This window comes from Brevundimonas sp. UBA7507 (assembly GCF_002478355.1).
Taxonomy (GTDB): Bacteria; Pseudomonadota; Alphaproteobacteria; order Caulobacterales; family Caulobacteraceae; genus Brevundimonas; species Brevundimonas diminuta_D.
In genome coordinates this window covers 257,116-278,299 of sequence record NZ_DLNP01000011.1, presented here as the reverse complement: position 1 = coordinate 278,299, position 21,184 = coordinate 257,116, and the positions used below count along the sequence as shown (strand labels likewise).

Genomic DNA, 21,184 nt, shown 5'->3' with positions numbered 1-21,184 from the left:
GAGCGGCGCCGCTTTACCCCGGCGCGCCGGCAGGTTCTACACGGAATCTGGAAGAAAGGACCATCATGGACGCCGTTACGGCTGCAAAGGCGCGGATCGATCGGGCGTTAGCCGATCTGGAGCGCAAGGTGCTGGAGCTGAAAGCCAGGCCCGCCTCGGCGCCGCCCATCGCGGACGACGACCTGTTCGCGCCGCGCGCCTCGAACGCGGCCGACTTGGCGCGCATCGCCGAGCTGGAGACGGCCGGTCAGGAAACCGCCCAGGCCCTGGCCCGCGCGGCCGACGCCGTGCGCGAGGTGTTGGCGCAGCAACAGGTGGCTTCACAGCAAGCAGCCGGGCAAGAGGAGGCGAGCTGATGGCGACGGTGACGGTAGAGGTCCACGGCCGCCCCTATGCGGTGGGTTGCGCTGACGGTCAGGAGGCGCGGGTGCGCGACCTGGCGGCCCAGTTCAACGAACGGGTGCAGGGCGTGGCCGATCAGGTCGGCCAGGTCGGGGACGTGCGCCTGTTCCTGATGGCCGCCCTGATGCTGGCCGACGAGCTTGGAGAAGCGAAACGCCAGGCGGCGGTGCAGAACTCGGGCCGCGCTAAGGCGGCGACGGCGGCGGTCGCGACGCCCGCTCCGGCCAGCGACGGCGTGGCCGAAGCCCTGAACGCGGTGGCCGCCCGCATCGAGAAGATCGTCCAGACGATGTAGGGCGCCGGCCTTCTCCCTCCCTTCTATGGGGAGGGAGAAACGCGCGCTTCGCCATTGTTGAAACCTGTCCGAAGGCCTATCTTGCCGGGCGGCGGGTCCTGCTGCGGCTCACGTCGAAGACAACATATCCTTCTGACCTTAATTCACTCATAGGGATCTGTCCCTGTCCGGGCTCGAGGGCCTGGGCATACGGAGCCCACCTGGCTACCCAGGTCGAGAGGATTTAAACGTTCTTCACGGCTCACGCGGCGCCGCCAACCTTTCTTTTTAGTGCGCTATCGCTCGCCGCGCGGCGGCTCGCTGCTTGAGCGCATTTGGTGCCCTACGCTGGAGACGCGGCTGCTGGCCCCATGCGCAGTTGGCGAGCATTTCTCCAATCGCTCCTTCGCCCGCCGTCATCCTCGGGCTTGACCCGAGGATCGAGTTGGGCGACGCGCTCGCCCTGTCGGCGTTCAGTGCGCCGTTAGGCTGGATCCTCGGGTCAAGCCCGAGGATGACGGTGGAATTTGGCGAAGGGCCGAGCGGCGATGACCCTCAAGCACGAACTCCGGGCCGCCATGCGCGCCTTGCGAAAGCGTCTGGCCGAGACCGATCCCGAAGCCGCCGAGCGCGCCGCGAGCCATGCCGACGCCTTGCCCAACGGCGCCATCGTCGCCCTGTATCGCGCCATGGGGTCGGAGTTGGACACCGACGCCCTGGCCAACACCCTGCACCAGGCGGGCCGTCGTTTGTGCCTGCCGGTCGTGCTGGAGCGCGACGCGGCCATGATCTTCCGCGCCTGGGCGCCGGGCGAGCCGCTGGAACTGGACGCCGCCGGATGCCCAGCGCCTCTGCCGCTGAGCGAGGTGGTGCGGCCGGACCTGATCCTGACGCCCCTGTTGGCCTTCGACGCTCGCGGCGGACGGTTGGGCCAGGGTGGCGGCTATTACGACCGGACCTTCGCGATGCTGCCCGACGCACATCGGGTCGGCTTCGCCTATGCCGGGCAGGCGGTCGATCGCCTCGATCTGGAGCCGCACGACATCCGCCTGCATGGCGTTTTGACCGAGACCGGCTATAGAGCCTTTCCATGAGATTGGCGTTTTTCGGTGACGTGGTCGGCAAGTCCGGGCGCGATGGACTTTCGGACCATCTTCCGGGGCTGAGGCGCGACCTCAGGCTCGATTTCGTGGTGGTCAACGCCGAGAACGCGGCGGGCGGTTTCGGCATCACCGAGAACACCGCCAACGACATCTTTAACGCCGGGGCCGACGTCCTGACGCTGGGCAACCACAGCTGGGACCAGCGCGAGGCCCTGACCTATATCGTGCGCGAGCCGCGCCTGATCCGGCCGGCCAACTATCCGCGCCTGATGGATGCGCCGGGGCGTGGCGCCGACGTCTTCGTCACGCCGGACGGCCGCCGGGTTCTGGTCATCAACGTCCTGGGTAGAGTCCACATGGACCCGATGGACGACCCGTTCAGCGCCGTCGAGCGCGAGCTTGAGGCCGCGCCGCTGGGCGTTGTCGCCGACGCTGTCATCGTCGACATGCACGCCGAGGCCACCAGCGAGAAGATGGGCATGGGCCACTTCTGCGACGGCCGCGCCAGCCTGGTGGTCGGCACCCACACCCACGTCCCGACCGCCGACGCTCAGATTCTGCCCCACGGTACGGCCTATCAGACCGATGCGGGCGGCTGCTGCGACTACGACTCCGTCATCGGCAACGATAAGGAAGAGCCGCTGCGCCGTTTCACCACCCGTCTGTCAGGCGGGCGCTACACCCCCGCCAGCGGACCGGCCACCATCTGCGGCGTCTTCGTCGAGACGGACGACCGCACGGGGCTGGCCACGCGCGTCGAGCCGATCCGCGTCGGCGGGCGCCTCAGCCAGGCGGTCCCGCAGGTCTGACGCAGGCCTGCCGCTCTTGGCGACCCGAGGCCGCAGTGGGCTCAGCTGCTGTGTTCGCGTTCGAGACTTTTGGCGTGGACCAGGCGTTCGCGCAGATCGTGCAACTGCGCCGCGCGGTGCCCTGGGGTGTGCGTGTGCGCCACATAGGCCTGGGCCGCACGGGCCAACTCCAGGCGTCGCGCGGGATCGCGGATCAGGTCGTCCATCGCGGCGCCCAGTCCATCGGCGGTCAGATCATCGACATAGACGGCGTGCGGGCCGCTGGCTTCGCGCAGGCCGCCGCGCCCAGATGAGATCAGGGCCGCGCCCGCCGCATGGGCCTCGAGTGCAGTCAGGCCCAAGGGCTCCGCCCAGACCGAAGGCGTCAGGGCGATGGCCGCACGCTGCATGACCGCGCGAACCTTGCTCAGCGGCGCCGACTTCAACACCGTCACCCGGTCGCCGAACCGTTCCAGAGGGGCGACATGGGGGGCGGCCCAGGCGGCGTGCTTGTCCCAGTCGTTCAGCATCAGCAAGGCGCGCCAGTCGGGATGACGCTCCAGCACGGTGGGCAGGGCGGCGCAGATCAGGTCCACGCCCTTTTCCGGCATGGCGCGGCCGGCGAAGGCGATCAGCGGTTCGCGACCGTCGACCGGCGCGCGCCACAGGTCGACATTGATGGGGTTGGGAACGGCGAAAGCCTTGGGTTCCTGCTTCGGATAATCCTGAAGGAATTCTCGACGTCCCGCGTCGCTGACGAAGATCAGACCGTCGATCTGGCGGAACCGTCGTTCATAGCGCCAACGATCAAGCAGGCCTCGCGGCGACTTCAGCGCATTGTGCCGATAGAGCACGCGCGTGGCGCGAGGAAAGCGTCGGGAGATATGAAGCGCCTGACGCAGCTGCTGGTGGAATTCAATGACGTCCGGATCGAAGTCGTCCAGAGCCTTCTCAAGCGCCGAAAGCCGCTTCTTATTTCTGGGCAGGCGATAGGCCGGCAGATTTCCGTGATCCTCGGCCCCTTCGCAGCAGAAGATACGTAACTCCGCTTTCTGCTCGCCATCAGCCAGAGTGCGGACGACGGTCTCCATCGAGTTCGGTTGGGATAGGGAGAAGCAGCAACCTGAAGGCAGGACTACAGCGACTTTCAGCGGACGGCTCCCGTATAGGATGTATCAAGGCCTCGTTCGGCCTCCTACACCACGAATATGAACCTAGGCTGACATTTTTTTCATGGTCTGGCGGCGGCGCGGGCCTCCAGCGCGCGCAGGCGGCCTTCCTCGGCCTTCAGGTCGCCGGTCAGTTGCCCTTTCAGCGCCGGATCTGTCGTGGCCGCCAGGAGGGCGCGCGTTTCCTCAACCGCCTGACGACGTGCGGCGATCAGTCGCGACAGTTCGTCCGGCTCATGGAGGGCCGGGCCGGAGGCGGTTGGACGACGGATCGCCTGCGCCTCTTCTTCCTCGGTGGTCTTCAGCGCGGCGGCCTGTCGGGCGGCGGCCGCGTCGCGCAGGGCGTGCTGGACGGGATCGCCGCCCTCGAATTCGCAGGCCGACAGCAGGGCGGCGCCCGCGACGACGAGGATGAGGGCGGCGGTTCTCATCAGCCTTCGATCCAGTTCGGCATCCAGCCTTCGTGGAACTCGCGCACATGGGCGACGGGCAGGCGGAACAGCTCGCCCTTCGGACCCGAGGAGGCGAAATCCGTTCCCTTGACCAGACCCACGACCGAGGCGTGCAGGCCTGCATCCCTGGCCTTGGCGATCAGGGCGTCCGCGTCCGCCACGGCGACCAGATAACGGGCCTGGTCCTCGCCGAACAGGAAGGCGTGGGCGTGGGCGGCGCTGGAGGCGTTCAGTTCGATTCCGACGTCCGAGGCCAGGGCGATGTCCGCCGCCGCCCCGACCAGGCCGCCGTCAGACAGGTCGTGGACGACCGTCAGCTCGCCCGCCTCGATCAGGCCGCGCACGAAATCGCCGGTCTTGCGTTCCAGCTTCAAGTCGACCGGCGGCGGGGCGCCGTCCTCGCGGCCCAGAACTTCGCGCAGATAGATGGAGGCGCCCAGTTCGCCATGCGTCTGGCCGATCAGCACCAGCTGGTCGCCCTCGGCCGCGCCGCCGAAGCCGGTGGTCACGTCATAGTTGGTCAGCAGGCCCACGGCGCCGACGGTCGGCGTCGGCGGAATGGCGACGCCGTTGGTCTCGTTGTAGAGGCTGACGTTGCCCGACACGACGGGGAAGTCCAGCTCGCGGCAGGCCTCGGCCATGCCGTCGGTGGCGCGCACGATCTGGCCCATGATCTCGGGCCGCTGCGGGTTGCCGAAGTTCAGGTTGTCGGTGATGGCGATGGGGCGCGAACCGACGGCGGTCAGGTTGCGCCAGGCCTCGGCCACGGCCTGCTTGCCGCCTTCATAGGGGTCGGCTTGGACATAGCGCGGGGTGCAGTCCGAAGTGACGGCCAGACCCTTTTCCGTGCCGTGGACGCGGATCACGCCCGCGTCGGCGCCGGTGGAGGAGTCCTGAAGCGTGTCGGCCATGACGTGGCGGTCGTACTGCTCCCAGATCCAGCGCTTGGACGCCATGTCGGGGCAGGCGACGACCTTCAGCACGGCGTCGTTCCAGCTGTCGGGCGCGGGCACTTCCGCCGGGTCGAGGCGCGGTTGCAGCTCGGGCTGGACCCACGGGCGGTCATACAGCGGCGCATCGTCGAACAGCGGGGCCAGCGGCACGTCGCAGACCACCTCGCCGTGGTGCTTCAGCACCAGATGGCCGGTGTTGGTCGTCTTGCCGATGATGGCGAAGTCCAGCCCCCATTTCTGGAAGATGCGATAGCCGATGTCTTCAAAGCCGGGCTTCAGCACGGCCAGCATCCGCTCCTGGCTTTCCGACAGCATCATCTCATAGGCCGTCATGCCGGTTTCGCGCTGGGGCACCTTGTCCAGATCCAGCTCGACGCCGACGCCGCCCTTGCCCGCCATTTCGACGGACGAAGAGGTCAGACCCGCCGCGCCCATGTCCTGAATGGCGGCCACCGCGCCCGAGGCCATCAGCTCCAGCGTGGCTTCGATCAGCAGCTTTTCGGCGAAGGGGTCGCCGACCTGCACTGTCGGGCGCTTGGCGTCCGACTCGTCGTCGAACTCGGCCGAGGACATGGTGGCGCCGTGGATGCCGTCGCGGCCGGTTTTGGAGCCGAAATAGACCACGTCATGGCCCGCTTCCGGCGCGGCCGAGTAATAGATCTCATCGGCGCGGGCCAGACCGACGCACATGGCGTTGACCAGGATGTTGCCGTTGTAGCCCTTGTGAAAGTTCGTCTCGCCCGCAACGGTCGGCACGCCGACGCAGTTGCCGTAGCCGCCGATGCCGCTGACCACGCCCTTGACCAGACGCTTGGACTTCTCGTGCGACGGATCGCCGAAGCGCAGGGCGTTCAGCAGGGCCACCGGGCGCGCGCCCATGGTGAAGACGTCGCGCATGATGCCGCCTACGCCCGTCGCCGCGCCCTGATAGGGCTCGATATAGGACGGGTGGTTGTGGCTCTCCATCTTGAAGATGCAGGCGTCGCCGTCGTCGATGTCGATCACGCCCGCGTTCTCGCCGGGGCCGCAGATGACGCGCTCGCCCGTGACAGGGAACTTCATCAACTGCTTCTTGGACGACTTGTAGGAGCAGTGCTCGGACCACATGACCGAGAAGACGCCGAGCTCGACCTGGTTGGGCTCGCGGCCCAGCCGGTCCAGCAGGACTTGATATTCATTGGGGGCGAGGCCGTACTCTTCGGCCAGTTGTGCGATGGTTTTTTGCGGCGCGCTCATGGGCGGGCCTTCTAGCCCTCTCCGAGGCGTCTGTCAGCCCGTCACCGGCGTTCGACGCCGCGTCTCAAACCGAAGACGATGATGACCCCCGCCACCACCAGCACGAAGGCCGCTGCCAGGGCCGTGAAAGCCAGCGCCGGCTTGACCTCTTGCTCAGCCACGAAGGCCCCTACCAGGCCCCAGGCGATGGGCAGGGGATAGGCCAGGGTTCGCAGCGCCCAGGTCACGCCGACGCCGACCAGGGTGGTCACGACCACGGCCAGAACGGCCCAGCCGGTCGGCGACAGGGCGGCGGGCAGGGCCTCGAACGCTGTCGCCACGGTGATCAGGTTCAGCGGCGCGGCCACGGTCAGCCACCCGACCAGCGCCGCCAGCGGCCAGATCAGGAACCAGCGGTCGCGCTCCATTGTCCGGGTGGTGCGGAGGGTGCGCGCGCTGGCCAGCATCGGCAGCAGCAGGGCCAGGAGCGAGGCCAGGATGACGACGACGCTGGCCGCCTTGAGGTTCAGCGCCGCCATGACGATCCAGAAGCCGATGCCGAAGAAGGCGACGACCGACGGCCAGCCCATGCGGTTGATCAGGACGCTTTCGCCCGTCTGGGGCAGGGCCTGACGCCCGGCGTAGATCAGTATGCCCAGATACAGCAGGCTCCAGATCGAAAAGGCGTATCCGGCCACCCGCAGCGTCTGGTTTCCATCGGCGGCGAACTCCGCCTGGCTCAGGCCGAAGCCGCCCAAGGCCTGCACGATGGGAACGACGACGGCGAAGACGGCCGCGGCCAGAACGGCCAGGCGGCGCGTCTGCTGGGCGGGGGTGGGGCGTTCGATGGCGGTCATGCGTCTCTCCGGCTCAGCTTCGCCGTATCTACGCGCTGGGCCGAAGAAGGTTCATCGACGGCGCATGGAACCGCGACCGGGCTTCCAGCCTTGCTTTCAGGCCATTGAGAAGGAGGCCGTCATGACCGACGTGAACAAACCGGACCCCATCGAACAGACGTTTGAGGAAGAGGTCGAGACCAACCGCGCCCTGGAGCAGGGCCTGGGCGTCGGCGCTCGCGAACTGGCCGCCATCCACGAATCCGGCGCCGAAGGCACGCTGGAGCGCGCCGTCGACGAGGACGGCGAACCGGTCGAGGAGGACGTCGAGGTCGGCGATTCCGGCCGCAGCGCCAGCGTCCTGGACCGCAAGGACGGCTGAACGCTTGACCGTCGCCGCGGGGGGCGGTTCCATTCGGTCATGACCGATGTCCGCTCTACGGATCCGCAGCTTCAGGCCGACGCGCTCATCCGTCAGGCTCGACAGGCGCGCGAACGGTCAGATGCAGCAGCCCTGACGGCGGCGGCCGAGGCCCTGTTGGCGATCAACCCGCGCGAGCCGCGCGCCCTGGTGTTCAAGGGCGACGCCCTCAGCGCCCAGGGGGATCATCGCTCGGCTATGAGCTTCTACGGCGCCGCCCTGGTTCAGGGGCGGGCGATCGCCGCCCCGCCGTCGGATCTGCGGGCGGAGCTGCAGCACGCCGCCGCCGCCCAGGCTGAGGGCGCGCGCCGTTTCGAGCAGGGGCTGCGCGAGGGCTTGAGCCAACGCGGCTTCGATCCCGCGACGTCCAGCGCGCGCTTCGCGGCTTCTCTGGACCTGATGACGGGGCGGCGGCGGCTCTATTACCAGCAGCCGAAATTCTACATGTTTCCGGGCCTGCCGCAGATCGAGTTTCAGCCGCGCGAGACCGTCGCTTGGCTGGCGCAGGTGGAGGCGGCGGCGCCGGCCATTCGCGCTGAGCTTGACGCCATCCTGGCCGAACCGGCTCTGTTCGCGCCCTATATCGAGGATCGCGCCAACCGCCCCCGGCACGATCAGGCGGGCTTGCTGGGCAATGACGCCTGGAGCGCGGTCTTCCTGTGGAAGGACGGGGCCGAGATTCCCGAAATCGCCGAGCGCTGCCCGCAGACGATGAAGGCGCTGGCGGCGGCGCCCCTGTGCCGCATCCCCGGCCGATCGCCCTCGATTCTGTTCTCCAGACTTCAGGCGGGGGCGAAGATTCCGCCGCACCACGGGCTGATCAATACGCGGCTGATCTGCCACCTGCCGCTGGTCGTGCCGCCGGACTGCTGGTTCCGCGTCGGCGGCGAAGAGCGTCAATGGAAGGCGGGCGAGGCCTGGGCCTTTGACGACACGATCGAGCACGAGGCTACAAACGACAGCGATCAGGATCGCACCATCCTGATCTTCGATGTCTGGAAGCCCGAGATCACCGACGAGGAGCAGGCGTTGATCCGCGCCCTGTTCGCAACGATCGACGCCAGCGGCGCGGCTGCGCCCAAGCTGGGCGTTTAGGCGGCCGCGTAGATGCTCTGGAACAGGATCGCGCCGTCGGCGCTGCCCAGTTCAGCTTCGAACGCGCGGTCCGGGTGGGGCATCATGCCCAGGACGTTGCCGCGCTCATTCTGCAGGCCGGCGATGTCGCCGACCGAGCCGTTGGGGTTGTCGACGTAGCGGAAGACCACCTGGCCCTCGCCCTCGATGCGCTTCAGCGTCTCGGCGTCGGCGAAGTAGTTGCCGTCGGCGTTGCCCTGGGTCATGACGACTTCGCGCTGGCCCTGATAGCCCGCGGTGAAGCGGGTCTGGGCGTTGGCGACGGTGATGCTGATCGGCTTGCAGATGTATTTCAGGCTGCTGTTGCGCATCAGGGCGCCCGGCAGCATTCCGGCTTCGCACAGCACCTGGAAGCCGTTGCAGATGCCGACCACGGTGACGCCGTCGTCAGCGGCCTTCTTGACGGCCTGCATGATCGGGGCCTGAGCCGCCATCGCGCCGCAGCGCAGATAGTCGCCGTAGGAGAAGCCGCCCGGCAGCACGATCAGGTCGAGGCCCTTGGGCAGTTCGGTCTCGGCGTGCCAGACCATCTGGACCCGCTCGCCAGTGGAACGTTCGACGGCGACCTTGCAGTCGCGATCGCAGTTGGAACCGGGGAATACAATGACAGCTGCGCTCATGGCCGGGCCTCCTAGCATCCTTCGGCGGGAATGTCAGGCATCGCTTTTCTGCGGCTCGCGCCCTGTCATCCACGCCACGACCCAGACGGCGAAACCGCCCAGCGACAGCGCCACCCCGACCCAGCCGGTCGAAGTCCACCCCCAGCCCGCCGACACGGCCATGCCTGCCAGCAGGGGGCCGATGGCGTTGGCGGTGTTGAAGGCCGAGTGATTGAGGGCGGCGGCCAGGGTCTGAGCGTCGCCGGCCACGTCCATCAGCCGGGTCTGCAGCACCGAGCCCAGCCCGCCGCCGCCGCCGATCAGCACCACCACGATCATCACGGCCCACAGATGCGGCGCGGCGAAGGGGTAGAGGGCCAGCGCCGCCGCGCTCCACAGCAACAGGCCGCCCGCCGCGATCATGCCGAAGCGGTCGGCCGCCCAGGCGCCCAGCAGATTGCCCGCCACCATGCCTAGGCCGAACAGGGCGAAGACCCTGGGCAGGACTTCCGGCCCCACGCCCGTCACCGCCTTCAGCGTCGAGGCCAGATAGGCGTAGACGGCGAACATGCCGCCGAAGCCGACGGCGCCGACGCCCAGCGTCAGCCACACCTGGCCGCGCTTCAGGGCGCCCAGTTCGCGCCAGGGGCCGGCGTCGGGATGGGCCGGATCGCGCGGCGCGAACAGGGCGACCAGCGCCATGGTCAGCACCGCCAGCACGCTGACGATGGCGAAGGTCCAGCGCCAGCCGAAGGAGTGGCTGACGGCGTTGGCGACCGGCACCCCGATCACCGTGGCGACGGTCAGGCCCAGCAGTATAGTCGAGACGGCCCGCGTCCTGAGCCGCAGCGGCACCAGCGACGCCGCCACCAGGGCCGCCACGCCGAAATAGGCCCCGTGCGGCACGCCGCTGAGGAAGCGGAAGGCCAGCATCCACTCATAGGTCGGGGCGATGGCGCTGAGCGCATTGCCGACGGCGAACAGGGCCATGAAGCCGATCAGCAGCAGCCAGCGCGGCAGGCGCGCGCCCAGCACGGCCAGGATCGGCGCCCCGACGACCACGCCTGCGGCATAGGCGCTGATGACATGCCCCGCCGTCGGTTCGCTGACGCCCAAGCCCGCCGCGAAGTCGGGCAGGACGCTCATGGCGGCGAACTCGGTCACGCCGATGGCGAAGCCGCCCATGGCCAGCGCCAGCAACACCAGCGCCGCCTTGCCCGGTTCGGCTAGGCGCTCGTCGCCGCTGGACACGGCGCAGCGCGGATCGTCGAGGCAGGGAGCGTCGGCAGGGGCCATGGATTGTCGCGATGCAGCAAGGGGAGGTTGCGCTGCAAAATAAGGACGCCGCCCACGGCATCAACCGGGGCGGCGTCGAAGCGGTCATCACGCTTTGTGTCGGCTGGTCAGCCCCGGTTCTCGTAGGTCGCCGTGATCGACGCCTTGGCCAGGGTGTGGAAGTGCAGGTTGAAGCCGAAGACGGCGCCCGAGTTGTCTTCCGTCACGTCCAGTCGATCCACGTCCACGGCGAAGACGGTGAAGATGTAGCGGTGCGGGCCGTGGCCGGGCGGCGGTGCGGCGCCGCCGAAACCGGCCTCGCCATAGTCGCTGCGGCCCTGGACGGCGCCCTTGGGCAGGTTCGCCCCGCCTACGGCGCCCGCGCCGGCGGCCAGGGCGTTCACGTCCGCCGGGAGGTTGGCGACCGTCCAGTGCCAGAAACCCGAGCCGGTCGGAGCGTCGGGATCATAGCAGGTGACGGCGAAGCTCTTGGTTCCATCGGGCGCGCCCGACCATGACAGTTGCGGCGAGATGTTTCCGAACGCCTTGACCTGGGCGTCGGGCAGGACGCCTCCGTCGGAAAAGTCGGTCGAGGTGACGGTGAAGCTCATGGCGCGCTCTTCCTTTGACGGCGGATTCGGATGCCCAGACTAACGGAAGACTCGCCACGGGCGTTGCGTCGCGACATTCTGTCCCTAGCTAAGGTCAAGCTGTCTTGATGAGCGGAGGAACGGGATGCTGCAAGCCCTGTTGGACCGAACCTTTCAGACGCGGTCGATCCGGGTGCGGCTTCCGGACGGTCGAGAACTGACGGCTGGGCCGGGCGAACCGGAACTGACGGCTGTGCTGTCGGACATGAAGACGGCCGTCGCCATCGCCGCCAATCCTGATCTGGCGCTCGGCGAAGCCTTCATGGACGGCACGTTCCAGATCGAAGGCGGCAGCGTCTATGACTTCCTGCAACTGACGACTTCGCAGCTGGCGCTGCGGCCGCGTTCGCCCAAGCTGACCTGGATGCAGCGGATCAGGCGCGGCGCCGAGCAGGCCAACGACCGGCTTCATGCGCGCAGCAACGTCCATCACCATTACGATCTGACGGTCGACTTCTACCGCCTGTTCCTGGACGACGACCTGCAATATTCCTGCGCCTTCTTCGAGACGCCGGACGCCAGCCTGGAAGAGGCCCAGGTCGCCAAGAAGCGCCGCCTGATCGACAAGCTGCTGCTGGAGCCGGGCCACACCGCTCTGGACATCGGCGCCGGCTGGGGCGGGCTGGGCCTGTCGATGGTCGAGCGCGGGGCGCGCGTGACCGGCGTCACCCTGTCGACCGAACAGCACCGCACGGCCAATGAACGGGCGGCGGCGCTGGGCGTCGCGGACCGGGCCGATTTCCGGCTTCAGGACTATCGCGACCTGAACCAAACCTTCGACCGCATCATCTCGGTGGGCATGTTCGAGCACGTCGGCGTGCCGAACTATCAGGAATATTTCGACACCGTCGCTCGCCTGCTGGATGAGGACGGCGTGGCCGTGATCCATTCCATCGGGCGCAACTCGCCGCCCAACCGCACCCAGCCGTGGGTGCGCAAATACATCTTCCCCGGCGGCTATATCCCGGCCTTATCCGAGGTGCTGCCCGCCATCGAACGCGCGGGCCTGTGGGTCACGGACATGGAGGTGCTGCGCCTGCACTACGCCGAGACGCTGCGGCACTGGCGCGAGCGGTTTCTGGCGAGGCGCGGGGAGGCGCTGGCCATGTACGACGAGCGCTTCTGCCGGATGTGGGAGTTCTATCTGGCCTGCAGCGAGGTCGCTTTCCGCGAGCTGGGCCACATGGTGTTCCAACTGCAACTGACGAAAAAGCAGACGGCCGCGCCGCTGAGCCGGGATTATCTGTGCGGCTAGGCCGGCGGGCGTAGAAAAAGGCCGCTCTTTCGAGCGGCCCTGATCGTCTGATCCGTCATCGCCCTCAGGCGACTTCGATCCGGTAGCTTTCGATGACGGTGTTGGCCAGCAGGGTGTCACACATGCGCTTCACCTCGGCCTCCTTGTCGGCGACGGCGTCGTCGAGGTCGAACTCGATCAGCTTGCCGACGCGGGCGTTCGACACGCCGTTCCAACCTAGACCCTGCAGGGCGCCTTCGACGGCCTTGCCCTGGACGTCCAGGACGCCGGGCTTGAGGAAGACGTGAACTTTAACCTTGGCCATTAATGCAGCCCTCCCTGAATCACGGTCGGCATGTCCTTCATGATGCCGAGGCGGCGGGCCACCTCGGTGTAGCTTTCGATGACGTCGCCCATGTCGCGGCGGAAGCGGTCCTTGTCCAGCTTCTCGCCCGTGGTCGAATCCCACAGGCGGCAAGAGTCGGGGCTGATTTCGTCGGCCAGGATGACGCGGCTGAAATCGTTCTCCCACACGCGGCCGAACTCGATCTTGAAGTCCACCAGGGTGATGCCGACGGCGCCGAACATGCCGCACAGATAGTCGTTCACCCGCACCGTCATGGCCAGGATGTCGTCCAGCTCCTGGGTCGTGGCCCAGTTGAACGCGGTGATGTGCTCTTCCGTCACCATCGGGTCGTTCAGCTCATCCTTCTTGTAGTAGAATTCGATGATCGAACGGGGCAGGGGCGTGCCCTCTTCCTGGCCCAGGCGCTGGGCCAGCGAGCCGGCGACGACGTTGCGGCACACCACTTCCAGCGGAATGATCTCGACTTCGCGGATCAGCTGTTCGCGCAGGTTCAGGCGCTTGATGAAGTGGTTGGTCACGCCGATCGAGTTCAGGCGCGACATGATGAATTCGCTGATGCGGTTGTTGATGACGCCCTTGCCTTCCAGGGTCGCCTTCTTCTGCGCGTTGAAGGCGGTCGCGTCGTCCTTGAAATACTGGATCAGCGTGCCCGGCTCAGGCCCCTCGTACAGGATCTTGGCCTTGCCCTCGTAGAGCTTCTTGCGCTTGGTGTTCATCTTCGGGTCCCGAACGGGAAGGAAACGGACGGCCTCAAAACGAAAAACGCGCGGCCCGAAGGTCGGGGCGGCGCGGTCCTTGAATCGACGGCGGCTATATAGAACCACGCGCCCTTTTAGCCGAAGGGCGTCTGTGACACAAATATCCTGAAGCGACCCTGCGTCAGCATACGCGACCGAAGTCTGGTTGCGTTCGGTCGCGCCGGGGGCCATAGAGCCGTTTGCGGACGAGACTGGTCCGTGACTGGAGTTACGACGCGCATGACGACCTTCGACGATCGGGAACAGGCCTATGAGGCCAAATACGCCCTCGATCAGGAACAGGAATTCAAGGCCATCGCGCGTCGCAACAAGATGCTGGGCCTGTGGGCTGCCGAGAAGATGGGCCTGTCGACCGAGAGCGCCGAGCAATACGCCGCCGCCGTGGTCCGCGCCGACTTCGAACAGCCGGGCGAGGAAGACGTCTTCCGCAAGGTGGCCGGCGACTTCAAGGCGTCGGGCATGACGGTGTCCGAAGGCGAGCTACGCTCCAAGATGGACGAACTGGCCTCGATCGCGCGCGAGCAAATCCGCGCCGGCGAGTGATCTGCGTCACAGACTGATCCCAGAAGGGCCGCAACCGTCGCCGGTTGCGGCCCTTCTTCGATCTGCCTCCCGCCGGGGAAACGGGAGCGACCGGAGGCGCCGGGGCGCATGGAATAAACGCGCCCGCGGCCGGTGGGTTCGATCCGACGCCTATTTGGGCATCAACACCGTGTCGACGACGTGAACCACGCCGTTCGATTGCGCCACGTCGGCCTGGGTGATGGTCGAGGTTCCGCCCTTGGCGTCGGTGATCTGCCACTTGCCGCCGCCGGCGTCCTTGACCGTCAGCTTTTCGCCCTGAACCGTGGTCAGGGTGGCGGTTCCGCCGTTGGCCTGGGCCTGGGCGGCGATGTCGGCGGCGGTCAGACGGCCGGGAACGACGTGATAGGTCAGCAACTTGGTCAGATCGGCCTTCTGCGCGGGCTGCATCAACCCTTCGCGCGTGGCGGCGGGGATCTTGTCGAAGGCCGCATTGTCGGGCGCGAAGACGGTGAAGGGGCCGGGCCCCTGCAGTCGCTCCGTCAGGCCAGCGGCCTGAAGCGCGCTGACCAGGGTGGTCAGGTTCGGGGCCTTGGAGGCGTTGGCGACCAGATTGTCGGACGGATTCATCGCCACGCCGCCGACCATGGGCTCGGTGGTGGCGGGGGCCATGGCGGGCGGGGCGGTCTCGACCGGCGCCGGCTCTTTCTTCGTCTCGTTCTGGCCGCAGGCGGCCACGGCCAGCAGGGCGGCGGACGATACGGCGAGGGCGGTGATGCGGGTGAATGTCATGAGAGTCCTCCATCGACGCCGGCTTGCAAACGGGGGGAGGCCGCGTCGGGAAGGAATACGGCTGCCCGCGCAAAAGGATGCGTTCGCGATCAATTTTTCGGGCGCGGCGCGTGATGTGCGGCCAAGCTCGGCTCAGCCCAGATAGGGCCCGAGGGCGGTCCAGCGCGACAGCTTCTCGGCGAACGGCCGGGCGTGGGCCGCGCTGGACGAGGGCAGGTCAATGAGGGCGACGCCGGACGTTCCCGCCAGGGCGCGTCGACCCAGTCGCGCCGCCGTCCCGCCGTTGAAGGCGATCGCGCGCAGATCGGGGAGGCGCGCTATCAGGGCGGTCAGGTCGGCGCCTTCCGGGTTTCGGATGGCGGCGTCCAGGCTGCCTTGTCGCTCGGCCGAGGCGATTACGTCCCACAGGCCGACCCGCGCCGCCCGCACGCGCTCCAGCCTCGCCTCATAGGGCTGGGCGGCCAGGTCCGGTTGGGCGATCACGGCCCCGATCAGCCGCCAGAAGCCGTTCTGCGGGTGGGCGTAATACTGGGCCGCCTTCAGCGAGGCGTCGCCCGGCAGGCTGCCGAGGATCAGGACGCGAGTGCGCTCATCGACGACCGGCGCGAAGGCTCGCCGGCGCGCATCGGCCGGGGATGTCATTTCAACGGGGATCGTGAGGCGGGTCGTCTCGCAACCAGCCGGTTACGGTCAGGCGCGGCTTGGCGGCGTAGTTGGCGACCTGGGAGACGGAATGAAGCTGAGGGGTTCGGAAAACGGTCCAGGCGTTGAAGCGCGGCTTGAAGCCTCGCAGCACGTCGCCGCCTTCGTCGTGAAACAGAAGCTGACCGCCCCAGTCCCCACGCCATTCGCGCGTCAGGCCCAGGGTATAGGCGGCGCGGCGTTCTCCATCCCCGGTGTCGTCGTGCAGGGTCAGGAAGTTGCCTGGCTGGAAGCAGGTCGCCTGGGCGTCGATCTTGGTCAGATTGGGCTCCGCCGTCACGGCGCGGGCGAAGGCGAGGAAGGTCGGGCTGTTGAAGAACTCGGCCAGGACATGGGTCGGGTGGCCGGGATCTTCGCCGTCCAGCAGGGCGCTGATGATGGGATAGGCCTGATAGACGAAGGCGAAACCCTTGGCCGCATCCGCGCTGGCCGCCGCGACACGACGTTGCAGTTCGGCCGCGCCGAGGGTGCGGGCGGCCTCGGCCTTCAACATCTGGCCGCGACCCTGGTGGGACAGAGCCAGTCGCCAGGGCGTCGCCCGTTCAAGCGTGGAGGCCAGCCATTCGGCGCTTTCCGGGGTCAGGAAGTCGCCGATCTGCACCATGCCGTCGCGGGCGTAGATTTCCGCGTGGTCGGCGGCGACCAGCGCGGGGTTGAGCGCCAGGCCGCCTGCCGGAATCATGCCCCGAACACCCGCTCGAAGATCACGTCCACGTTCTTGGTGTGGTAGCCGAGGTCGAACAGGGCTTCGAGCTGGTCATGGGGGAGGGTGACGCGGGCGTCGGCCTTCAGGAAGTCGATGAAGGCGCCTTCGCCGCGCCAGACCTTCATGGCGTTCTCCTGAACCGCCGCATAGGCGTCCTCGCGCGAGACGCCCGCCTGGGTCAGGGCCAGCATGACCCGCTGCGAGAAGACCAGGCCGCCCAGGCGGTCGAGGTTCTTCTGCATGTTTTCGGGATAGACGTTCAGACGCTCGATCACGCCCGCCAGACGGTGCAGGGCGAAGTCCAGGTGGACGGTGGCGTCCGGGCCGATGCCACGCTCGACCGAGGAGTGGCTGATGTCCCGCTCGTGCCACAGGGCGACGTTCTCCATCGCCGGGGTCACGGCCGAGCGGACCAGACGGGCCAGGCCGGTCAGGTTCTCGGTCAGGATCGGGTTGCGCTTGTGCGGCATGGCCGACGAGCCCTTCTGACCCTTGTCGAAGAATTCCTCGGCTTCGAGGACTTCGGTGCGCTGCAGGTGGCGGATCTCGACGGCCAGACGCTCGACCGAGGAGGCGACGACGCCGAGGGCGGCGAAGTAGGCGGCGTGACGGTCGCGCGGGATGACTTGGGTCGAGACCGGCTCGACGGCCAGACCCATCTGGTCGGCGACGTATTGCTCGACGGCCGGATCGACGTTGGCGAAGGTGCCGACGGCGCCCGAGATGGCGCAGGTGGCGATCTCTTCGCGGGCGGTGATCAGGCGGCGCTTGGCGCGCTGGAACTCAGCGTGATAGCCGGCCAGCTTGAGGCCGAAGGTGACAGGCTCGGCGTGGATGCCGTGCGAGCGGCCGACGGTCGGGGTGTATTTGTGCTCCTTGGCGCGGACTTCCAGCGCGGCCAGAACGCGGTCGACGCCGCCCAGCAGCAAGTCGGTCGAGCGCGCCAGCTGCACCGCGAAACAGGTGTCCAGCACGTCCGAGGACGTCATGCCTTGGTGCAGGAAGCGGGCTTCCTCGCCGACGATTTCAGCGACGTGGGTCAGGAAGGCGATGACGTCGTGCTTGGTGGTGCGCTCGATCTCGTCGATGCGGTCGGAGTCGAAGGTCGCGTCCTTGCCGTTGGCCCAGATGGCCTCGGCCGATTCCTTCGGGATCACGCCCAGTTCGGCCATCTTAGTGGCGGCGTGGGCCTCGATCTCGAACCAGATCTTGTACTTGGTCTCTTGCGACCAGATGGCGACGGCGTCGGGGCGGGAATAGCGCGTGATCATGGTTGGGTCGTGTCGGTCCAGTGGGGCGGGGAGTCAAGACGGCGGGCGAGTAGCAGCCCTAAATCCTTCTCCCACAAGGGGAGAAGGAAAAAAGAGAGTCGAATTCGTCTGAATCGTCTGAAATCCCCTGTGGCTGACAGGGCAGTCTGGCACAGGCGCAGGGGTAGGCTGGCCGATTGTCAGAAAAATTCAGAGGGCGCGCATCAGGAAGGCGGTGAAGCCCGACTCGTCCTCGAACCGGGCGGCGACGGGCCAGGCGGCGACGGCGGCGCGCTGGTCGGGCGTCAGGCGCACCCAGTCCTTTTCGGTGGTGACGAGGCCAGCCTCATAGACGGCGGCGCGGTCGCTCAGGAAGGCGAAGTCGCGGTCGGACAGGGCGGCGTGGTCGGGGAAGGGGACGAAATCCTTCAGGTCGCAGCCGGCGGCGATCAGGGATCGCTCGACCTTCCACGGTTTGGCGATGCCGGCGAAGCCGACCTGAGGGCCGGGCGGCGGCGGGGCGGCGGCTTCCAGTCGGGCGATGAAGACGGGCAGGTCGCCGAAGACCTCCAGCAGTTCGGGGTCGGCGGCGTCCATGTCGGTCGGCAGCATGACGATCACGCCGTCGGCGCGGGCCAGCCCGGCCTTCAACGGCTCGCGCATCGGGCCGGAGGGGAAGACGGAGCCGTCGCCGAAGGGCCATTCGTCGCCGCGCGTCTCGCCATCGACCACGATCAAGCTGAGGGTCTTCTTCAGCGCCGGGTTCTGATGGCCGTCGTCCAGAACGAGGGCGGAGGCGCCGCCGGCCGCGGCTGCGCGGGCGCCCGCAACGCGGTCCCGCGCGATCCAGGCGGGGGCGTCTTGCGCCAGCATCAGGGGTTCGTCGCCGACGTCCGCGGCTGAATGTTGGGTCAGGTCGACGCGGACAGGGCCTTCCAGCCTGCCGCCATAGCCGCGCGACAGGGCGGCGGCTTCGACCCCTTGAGCGCGCAGCAGGCGCAGCGTCTCGCGCGCGACAGGGGTCTTGCCCGACCCGCCGACCGTCAGATTGCCGATGGAGATGACCGCCGCGCCCGGATCGACCGGCGTGGCGCGGGCGATCTTGCGCGCCGTCACGCCCGCCCACAGCCATGAGGCGGGCTTCAGCATCATTCGCGTCATCGGAGCGTGGCGGCGGTCGCGGCTATACCACCAGCGGGGGGTGTTCAGTTTCATGGGCGCCTGCGTGAAGGGGCGGCGGGCAGGTGGGTCTGGAGCGCCAGCCACAGGCGATCCAGACCGGCGGCGGCGGCCTCTGCCGAGCGACGGGCGCGCTCGCCCATGTCGCGGGCGGCCTCGGGATCGGCCAGCATGGGGCCGACGACCGAGGGCAGTTCAGCGGGCGACAGGACCGAGACGAGGCCGCCCGCCTGTTTCAGCATCCGGGTCACGGCCTGCCAGTTGCTGGCGTCCGGGCCGGTGACGATGGGCTTGGCCAGGCGCGCAGGCTCCAGCGGATTGTGGCCGCCGACCGAACCGCCGCCCAGCGCCGGGGCGAAGGAGCCGCCCATCACCACCACGTCCGCCAGCCGCAGGAACAGGCCCAGTTCGCCCAGGGTGTCGGCCAGATAGATGTCGGTCTGGTCGCAGATCGGCTGGCCCTGGCTGCGCCGTGCGAAGCCGTAGCCGTCATGGCTCAGGGCTTCGGCGATGGCGTCGCCGCGTTCCGGGTGGCGCGGCACGACGATCAGGAACAGGCGGTCGGCCAGATGGTCCAGCGCGCCGACGATGGCCATTTCCTCGTGCTCATGGGTGCTGGCGGCGACGACGACGGGGCGGTCGTCGATCACGGCCGACAGGCGGGAAAACTCGCCCTTGTCATAGGGCAGGGGCTCGCCGGACAGCTTCAGGTTCACCTGACCGTCGACGCACGCGCCCAGCGCGCTCAGCCGGTCGGCGCTGTCCTGATCCTGAGGCCAGACGTGCTGGAACCCGTTCATCAGGGCGCGCGCCATGCCGGGGGCCTTCTTCCAGCCCTGCGCCGTCCTGTCGGTGATGCGGGCGCTGACCAGGGCCAGCGGCACGCCGCGCTTGCGGGCGGTGGTCAGCAGGTTGGGCCACAGCTCGCTCTCGACGAAGACGCCGACATTGGGCCGCCAGTGGTCGAGGAAGGCCGCGACGGCCGAGGGGGCGTCCACCGGGGCGAACTGATGGATGACGCCGCGCGGCAGGCGGGTCGCCAGCACCTGGGCCGAGGTCAGGGTGCCGGTGGTGACAAGAACTGTCACGTCGGGGCGATCCTTGCGGATGCGCTCGGCCAGCGGAAGGATGGACAGGGCCTCGCCGACGCTGACGCCGTGGATCCAGACCAGGGGCCCGTCGGGGCGCGCCATGCCGGGCAGGCCCAGACGTTCGTCGACGCGGGCGGGGTCTTCCTTGCCCTTCTTGACGCGGGCGTCCAGCAGGCGCGGGGCCAGCGGCTCCAGCAGGCGGGTCAGCAGCCGATAGGCGATCAGGGCGGGGCTGAAGGACACGCTCAGACGCGCTCCAGCCCGGTGAGGGCGTCGGCGCGGGCCTCGACGGCGGTCAGGCGCGCGGTCCAGTCGGCTGTGACCTCGGCCAGGTCGGCGCCTTGCGGATACCAGGCCTTGTCCCAGACGACGGCGCCCTTGCCGAACGGCAGGGGCAGGATCGCCCTGTCCCAGCTGTTCAATCGGATCGCCGGGCTGCACGACAGGCCGATGAACAGAACCGGCGCGCCGGACATCTTCGCCATCAGCGGCAGGCCCTCGGCCATCTGGCGGGCGGGGCCGCGCGGACCGTCCGGCGTGATGGCCAGACCGCCGACCTTCAACTGTTTCAGCCCGTCGCGCAGGGCCTGGGCGCCGCCCTTGGACTGTTTGGCCTTGTCCTTGTTGGAGGAAGAGCCGCGCACGGCGGGAATGCCCAGGCGGCCCACGGCCTTGGTGAAGAACTCGCCGTCAGGGCTGAGGGAGACCAAACCCTTGACCGGCTGCGCCCGCTTCATGGGCCAGGAGGCGGGGCCCAGGGCGAGGCGCGAGTGCCAGAAGGCGCACAGCACGCCGCCGCCGTCGGCCCAGACCTCTTCGGCGACCTGTTCGTTCTCGTGCGTCCAGCGGATGGTGGCGTAGCAGAAGCGCATCCACTCGGACAAAAGCCAGGCGGCGGCGTTCTGGATGATCGGATTGCGAAGTGGCCTCATGCGCCGGTCTCGTCGGGCAGTTCAGCCAGCGCGGGCAAGGCGATCGGATCGCTGTCCAGCGACTGCTGCCGGGCCAGACGGGCGTAGAGGCCGCCGCGCGCCACCAGGGCGTCGTGGGTTCCTTCCTCGACCACGCGGCCGCCCTCGATGACATAGATGCGGTCGGCGTTCTTCACCGTCGACAGGCGGTGGGCGATCATCAGGGTGGCGCGGCCGTCCATCAGCCGCTCCAGCGCGGCCTGAACCAGGGCCTCGCTCTCGGTGTCGAGGGCGCTGGTGGCTTCGTCCAGCAGCAGGATGGGCGCGTCCTTCAGGAAGGCGCGGGCGATGGCGATGCGCTGGCGCTGGCCGCCGGACAGGCGGGGGCCCGCCCCCCCCCC

The 21,184-nt window shown here is 68.2% G+C and carries 25 protein-coding genes and 1 other RNA gene; 9 read left to right on the top strand and 17 right to left on the bottom strand.

All coding sequences use genetic code 11. The features are described from left to right. Positions 1–65 precede the first annotated feature (65 nt). From B3D50_RS07135 to B3D50_RS07115, 5 genes are all read left to right on the top strand, one after another. A complete protein-coding gene (locus B3D50_RS07135) occupies positions 66–356 on the top strand; it encodes a hypothetical protein (RefSeq protein WP_269299308.1) in 291 nt (96 codons plus the stop codon). Further along, positions 356–697, top strand: a complete 342-nt coding sequence (locus B3D50_RS07130; RefSeq protein WP_003165793.1) for a cell division protein ZapA — start codon at positions 356–358, stop codon at positions 695–697. The genes B3D50_RS07135 and B3D50_RS07130 overlap by 1 nt, the downstream gene beginning before the upstream one ends. 95 nt (positions 698–792) lie before the next feature. Further along, positions 793–953, top strand: a non-coding RNA gene (ssrS, locus tag B3D50_RS07125) — 6S RNA. A gap of 271 nt (positions 954–1,224) precedes the next feature. After that, complete coding sequence (locus B3D50_RS07120) at positions 1,225–1,770, top strand: 5-formyltetrahydrofolate cyclo-ligase (RefSeq protein WP_286950412.1); 546 nt, start codon at positions 1,225–1,227, stop codon at positions 1,768–1,770. Next, positions 1,767–2,588, top strand: a complete 822-nt coding sequence (locus tag B3D50_RS07115) for a TIGR00282 family metallophosphoesterase (protein WP_286950411.1) — start codon at positions 1,767–1,769, stop codon at positions 2,586–2,588. Before B3D50_RS07120 ends, B3D50_RS07115 begins: the two co-directional genes overlap by 4 nt. A 41-nt stretch (positions 2,589–2,629) precedes the next feature. Here the strand turns inward: B3D50_RS07115 and B3D50_RS07110 are convergent, their stop codons facing one another. The 4 genes from B3D50_RS07110 to B3D50_RS07095 form a co-directional block, all read right to left on the bottom strand. After that, a complete protein-coding gene (locus B3D50_RS07110; protein WP_286950410.1) occupies positions 2,630–3,658 on the bottom strand; it encodes a glycosyltransferase family 4 protein in 1,029 nt (342 codons plus the stop codon). Between the two features lie 140 nt (positions 3,659–3,798). Beyond that, entirely contained in the window at positions 3,799–4,167 is a 369-nt protein-coding gene (locus B3D50_RS07105) for an indole-3-glycerol-phosphate synthase (protein WP_286950409.1), read from the bottom strand. Next, positions 4,167–6,377, bottom strand: a complete 2,211-nt coding sequence (gene purL / locus B3D50_RS07100; protein ID WP_286950407.1) for a phosphoribosylformylglycinamidine synthase subunit PurL — start codon at positions 6,375–6,377, stop codon at positions 4,167–4,169. The genes B3D50_RS07105 and purL overlap by 1 nt, the downstream gene beginning before the upstream one ends. Before the next feature lie 41 nt (positions 6,378–6,418). Further along, a complete protein-coding gene (locus B3D50_RS07095; RefSeq protein ID WP_286950406.1) occupies positions 6,419–7,213 on the bottom strand; it encodes a hypothetical protein in 795 nt (264 codons plus the stop codon). 121 nt (positions 7,214–7,334) lie between these two features. Here B3D50_RS07095 and B3D50_RS07090 point away from each other — a divergent pair, with 121 nt between their 5' ends. After that, the gene (locus B3D50_RS07090) at positions 7,335–7,574 is read left to right on the top strand and encodes a hypothetical protein (RefSeq protein ID WP_286950404.1); all 240 of its coding nucleotides are present in this window, start codon (positions 7,335–7,337) and stop codon (positions 7,572–7,574) included. 39 nt (positions 7,575–7,613) lie between these two features. After that, positions 7,614–8,708, top strand: a complete 1,095-nt coding sequence (locus B3D50_RS07085) for an aspartyl/asparaginyl beta-hydroxylase domain-containing protein (protein ID WP_286950403.1) — start codon at positions 7,614–7,616, stop codon at positions 8,706–8,708. On the opposite strand, the gene purQ is transcribed toward B3D50_RS07085, so the two are convergent. The 3 genes from purQ to B3D50_RS07070 all read right to left on the bottom strand — a co-directional run bounded on the left by purQ (position 8,705) and on the right by B3D50_RS07070 (position 11,232). Beyond that, the gene (purQ, locus tag B3D50_RS07080) at positions 8,705–9,367 is read right to left on the bottom strand and encodes a phosphoribosylformylglycinamidine synthase subunit PurQ (protein WP_286950401.1); all 663 of its coding nucleotides are present in this window, start codon (positions 9,365–9,367) and stop codon (positions 8,705–8,707) included. The genes B3D50_RS07085 and purQ overlap by 4 nt on opposite strands. Positions 9,368–9,400: 33 nt before the next feature. After that, positions 9,401–10,642: an MFS transporter gene (locus B3D50_RS07075; RefSeq protein ID WP_286950399.1), complete on the bottom strand. Its 1,242-nt coding sequence runs from the start codon at positions 10,640–10,642 to the stop codon at positions 9,401–9,403. A 107-nt stretch (positions 10,643–10,749) separates the two neighbouring features. Then, positions 10,750–11,232, bottom strand: a complete 483-nt coding sequence (locus B3D50_RS07070) for a YbhB/YbcL family Raf kinase inhibitor-like protein (RefSeq protein WP_286950398.1) — start codon at positions 11,230–11,232, stop codon at positions 10,750–10,752. A 124-nt stretch (positions 11,233–11,356) separates the two neighbouring features. Between B3D50_RS07070 and B3D50_RS07065 the strand changes: the two genes are divergently transcribed. After that, positions 11,357–12,526, top strand: a complete 1,170-nt coding sequence (locus B3D50_RS07065) for an SAM-dependent methyltransferase (RefSeq protein WP_286950397.1) — start codon at positions 11,357–11,359, stop codon at positions 12,524–12,526. A gap of 64 nt (positions 12,527–12,590) precedes the next feature. Here B3D50_RS07065 and purS read toward each other — a convergent pair whose 3' ends face one another. Beyond that, positions 12,591–12,830, bottom strand: coding sequence for a phosphoribosylformylglycinamidine synthase subunit PurS (gene purS, locus B3D50_RS07060; RefSeq protein ID WP_286950396.1), 240 nt, complete (start codon positions 12,828–12,830; stop codon positions 12,591–12,593). Continuing rightward, positions 12,830–13,588 (bottom strand): phosphoribosylaminoimidazolesuccinocarboxamide synthase, encoded by a 759-nt coding sequence (gene purC, locus B3D50_RS07055; protein ID WP_269299349.1) that lies wholly within the window; start codon positions 13,586–13,588, stop codon positions 12,830–12,832. The genes purS and purC overlap by 1 nt, the downstream gene beginning before the upstream one ends. A gap of 261 nt (positions 13,589–13,849) precedes the next feature. Between purC and B3D50_RS07050 the strand changes: the two genes are divergently transcribed. Further along, a complete protein-coding gene (locus tag B3D50_RS07050) occupies positions 13,850–14,173 on the top strand; it encodes a DUF1476 domain-containing protein (protein WP_003165778.1) in 324 nt (107 codons plus the stop codon). Between the two features lie 150 nt (positions 14,174–14,323). Here the strand turns inward: B3D50_RS07050 and B3D50_RS07045 are convergent, their stop codons facing one another. The 8 genes from B3D50_RS07045 to B3D50_RS07010 all read right to left on the bottom strand — a co-directional run. Next, entirely contained in the window at positions 14,324–14,944 is a 621-nt protein-coding gene (locus B3D50_RS07045) for a fasciclin domain-containing protein (protein ID WP_286950394.1), read from the bottom strand. A gap of 132 nt (positions 14,945–15,076) precedes the next feature. Next, positions 15,077–15,586, bottom strand: a complete 510-nt coding sequence (locus B3D50_RS07040; protein WP_286950393.1) for a DNA-deoxyinosine glycosylase — start codon at positions 15,584–15,586, stop codon at positions 15,077–15,079. Position 15,587: 1 nt separating this feature from the next. Continuing rightward, positions 15,588–16,328, bottom strand: a complete 741-nt coding sequence (locus B3D50_RS07035) for a 2OG-Fe(II) oxygenase (protein WP_286950392.1) — start codon at positions 16,326–16,328, stop codon at positions 15,588–15,590. Further along, positions 16,325–17,623, bottom strand: a complete 1,299-nt coding sequence (gene purB, locus B3D50_RS07030; protein ID WP_286950391.1) for an adenylosuccinate lyase — start codon at positions 17,621–17,623, stop codon at positions 16,325–16,327. Before purB ends, B3D50_RS07035 begins: the two co-directional genes overlap by 4 nt. A 189-nt stretch (positions 17,624–17,812) precedes the next feature. Further along, positions 17,813–18,817: a tetraacyldisaccharide 4'-kinase gene (lpxK, locus tag B3D50_RS07025; RefSeq protein ID WP_286950389.1), complete on the bottom strand. Its 1,005-nt coding sequence runs from the start codon at positions 18,815–18,817 to the stop codon at positions 17,813–17,815. Further along, positions 18,814–20,115, bottom strand: a complete 1,302-nt coding sequence (locus B3D50_RS07020; RefSeq protein WP_286950388.1) for a 3-deoxy-D-manno-octulosonic acid transferase — start codon at positions 20,113–20,115, stop codon at positions 18,814–18,816. The genes lpxK and B3D50_RS07020 overlap by 4 nt, the downstream gene beginning before the upstream one ends. 2 nt (positions 20,116–20,117) lie before the next feature. Continuing rightward, positions 20,118–20,804 (bottom strand): lysophospholipid acyltransferase family protein, encoded by a 687-nt coding sequence (locus B3D50_RS07015; protein ID WP_269299364.1) that lies wholly within the window; start codon positions 20,802–20,804, stop codon positions 20,118–20,120. Beyond that, positions 20,801–21,184, bottom strand: a 384-nt coding sequence (locus B3D50_RS07010; RefSeq protein WP_286950385.1) for an ATP-binding cassette domain-containing protein, incomplete at its 5' end; no start/stop codon positions are given. The genes B3D50_RS07015 and B3D50_RS07010, both read right to left, overlap by 4 nt.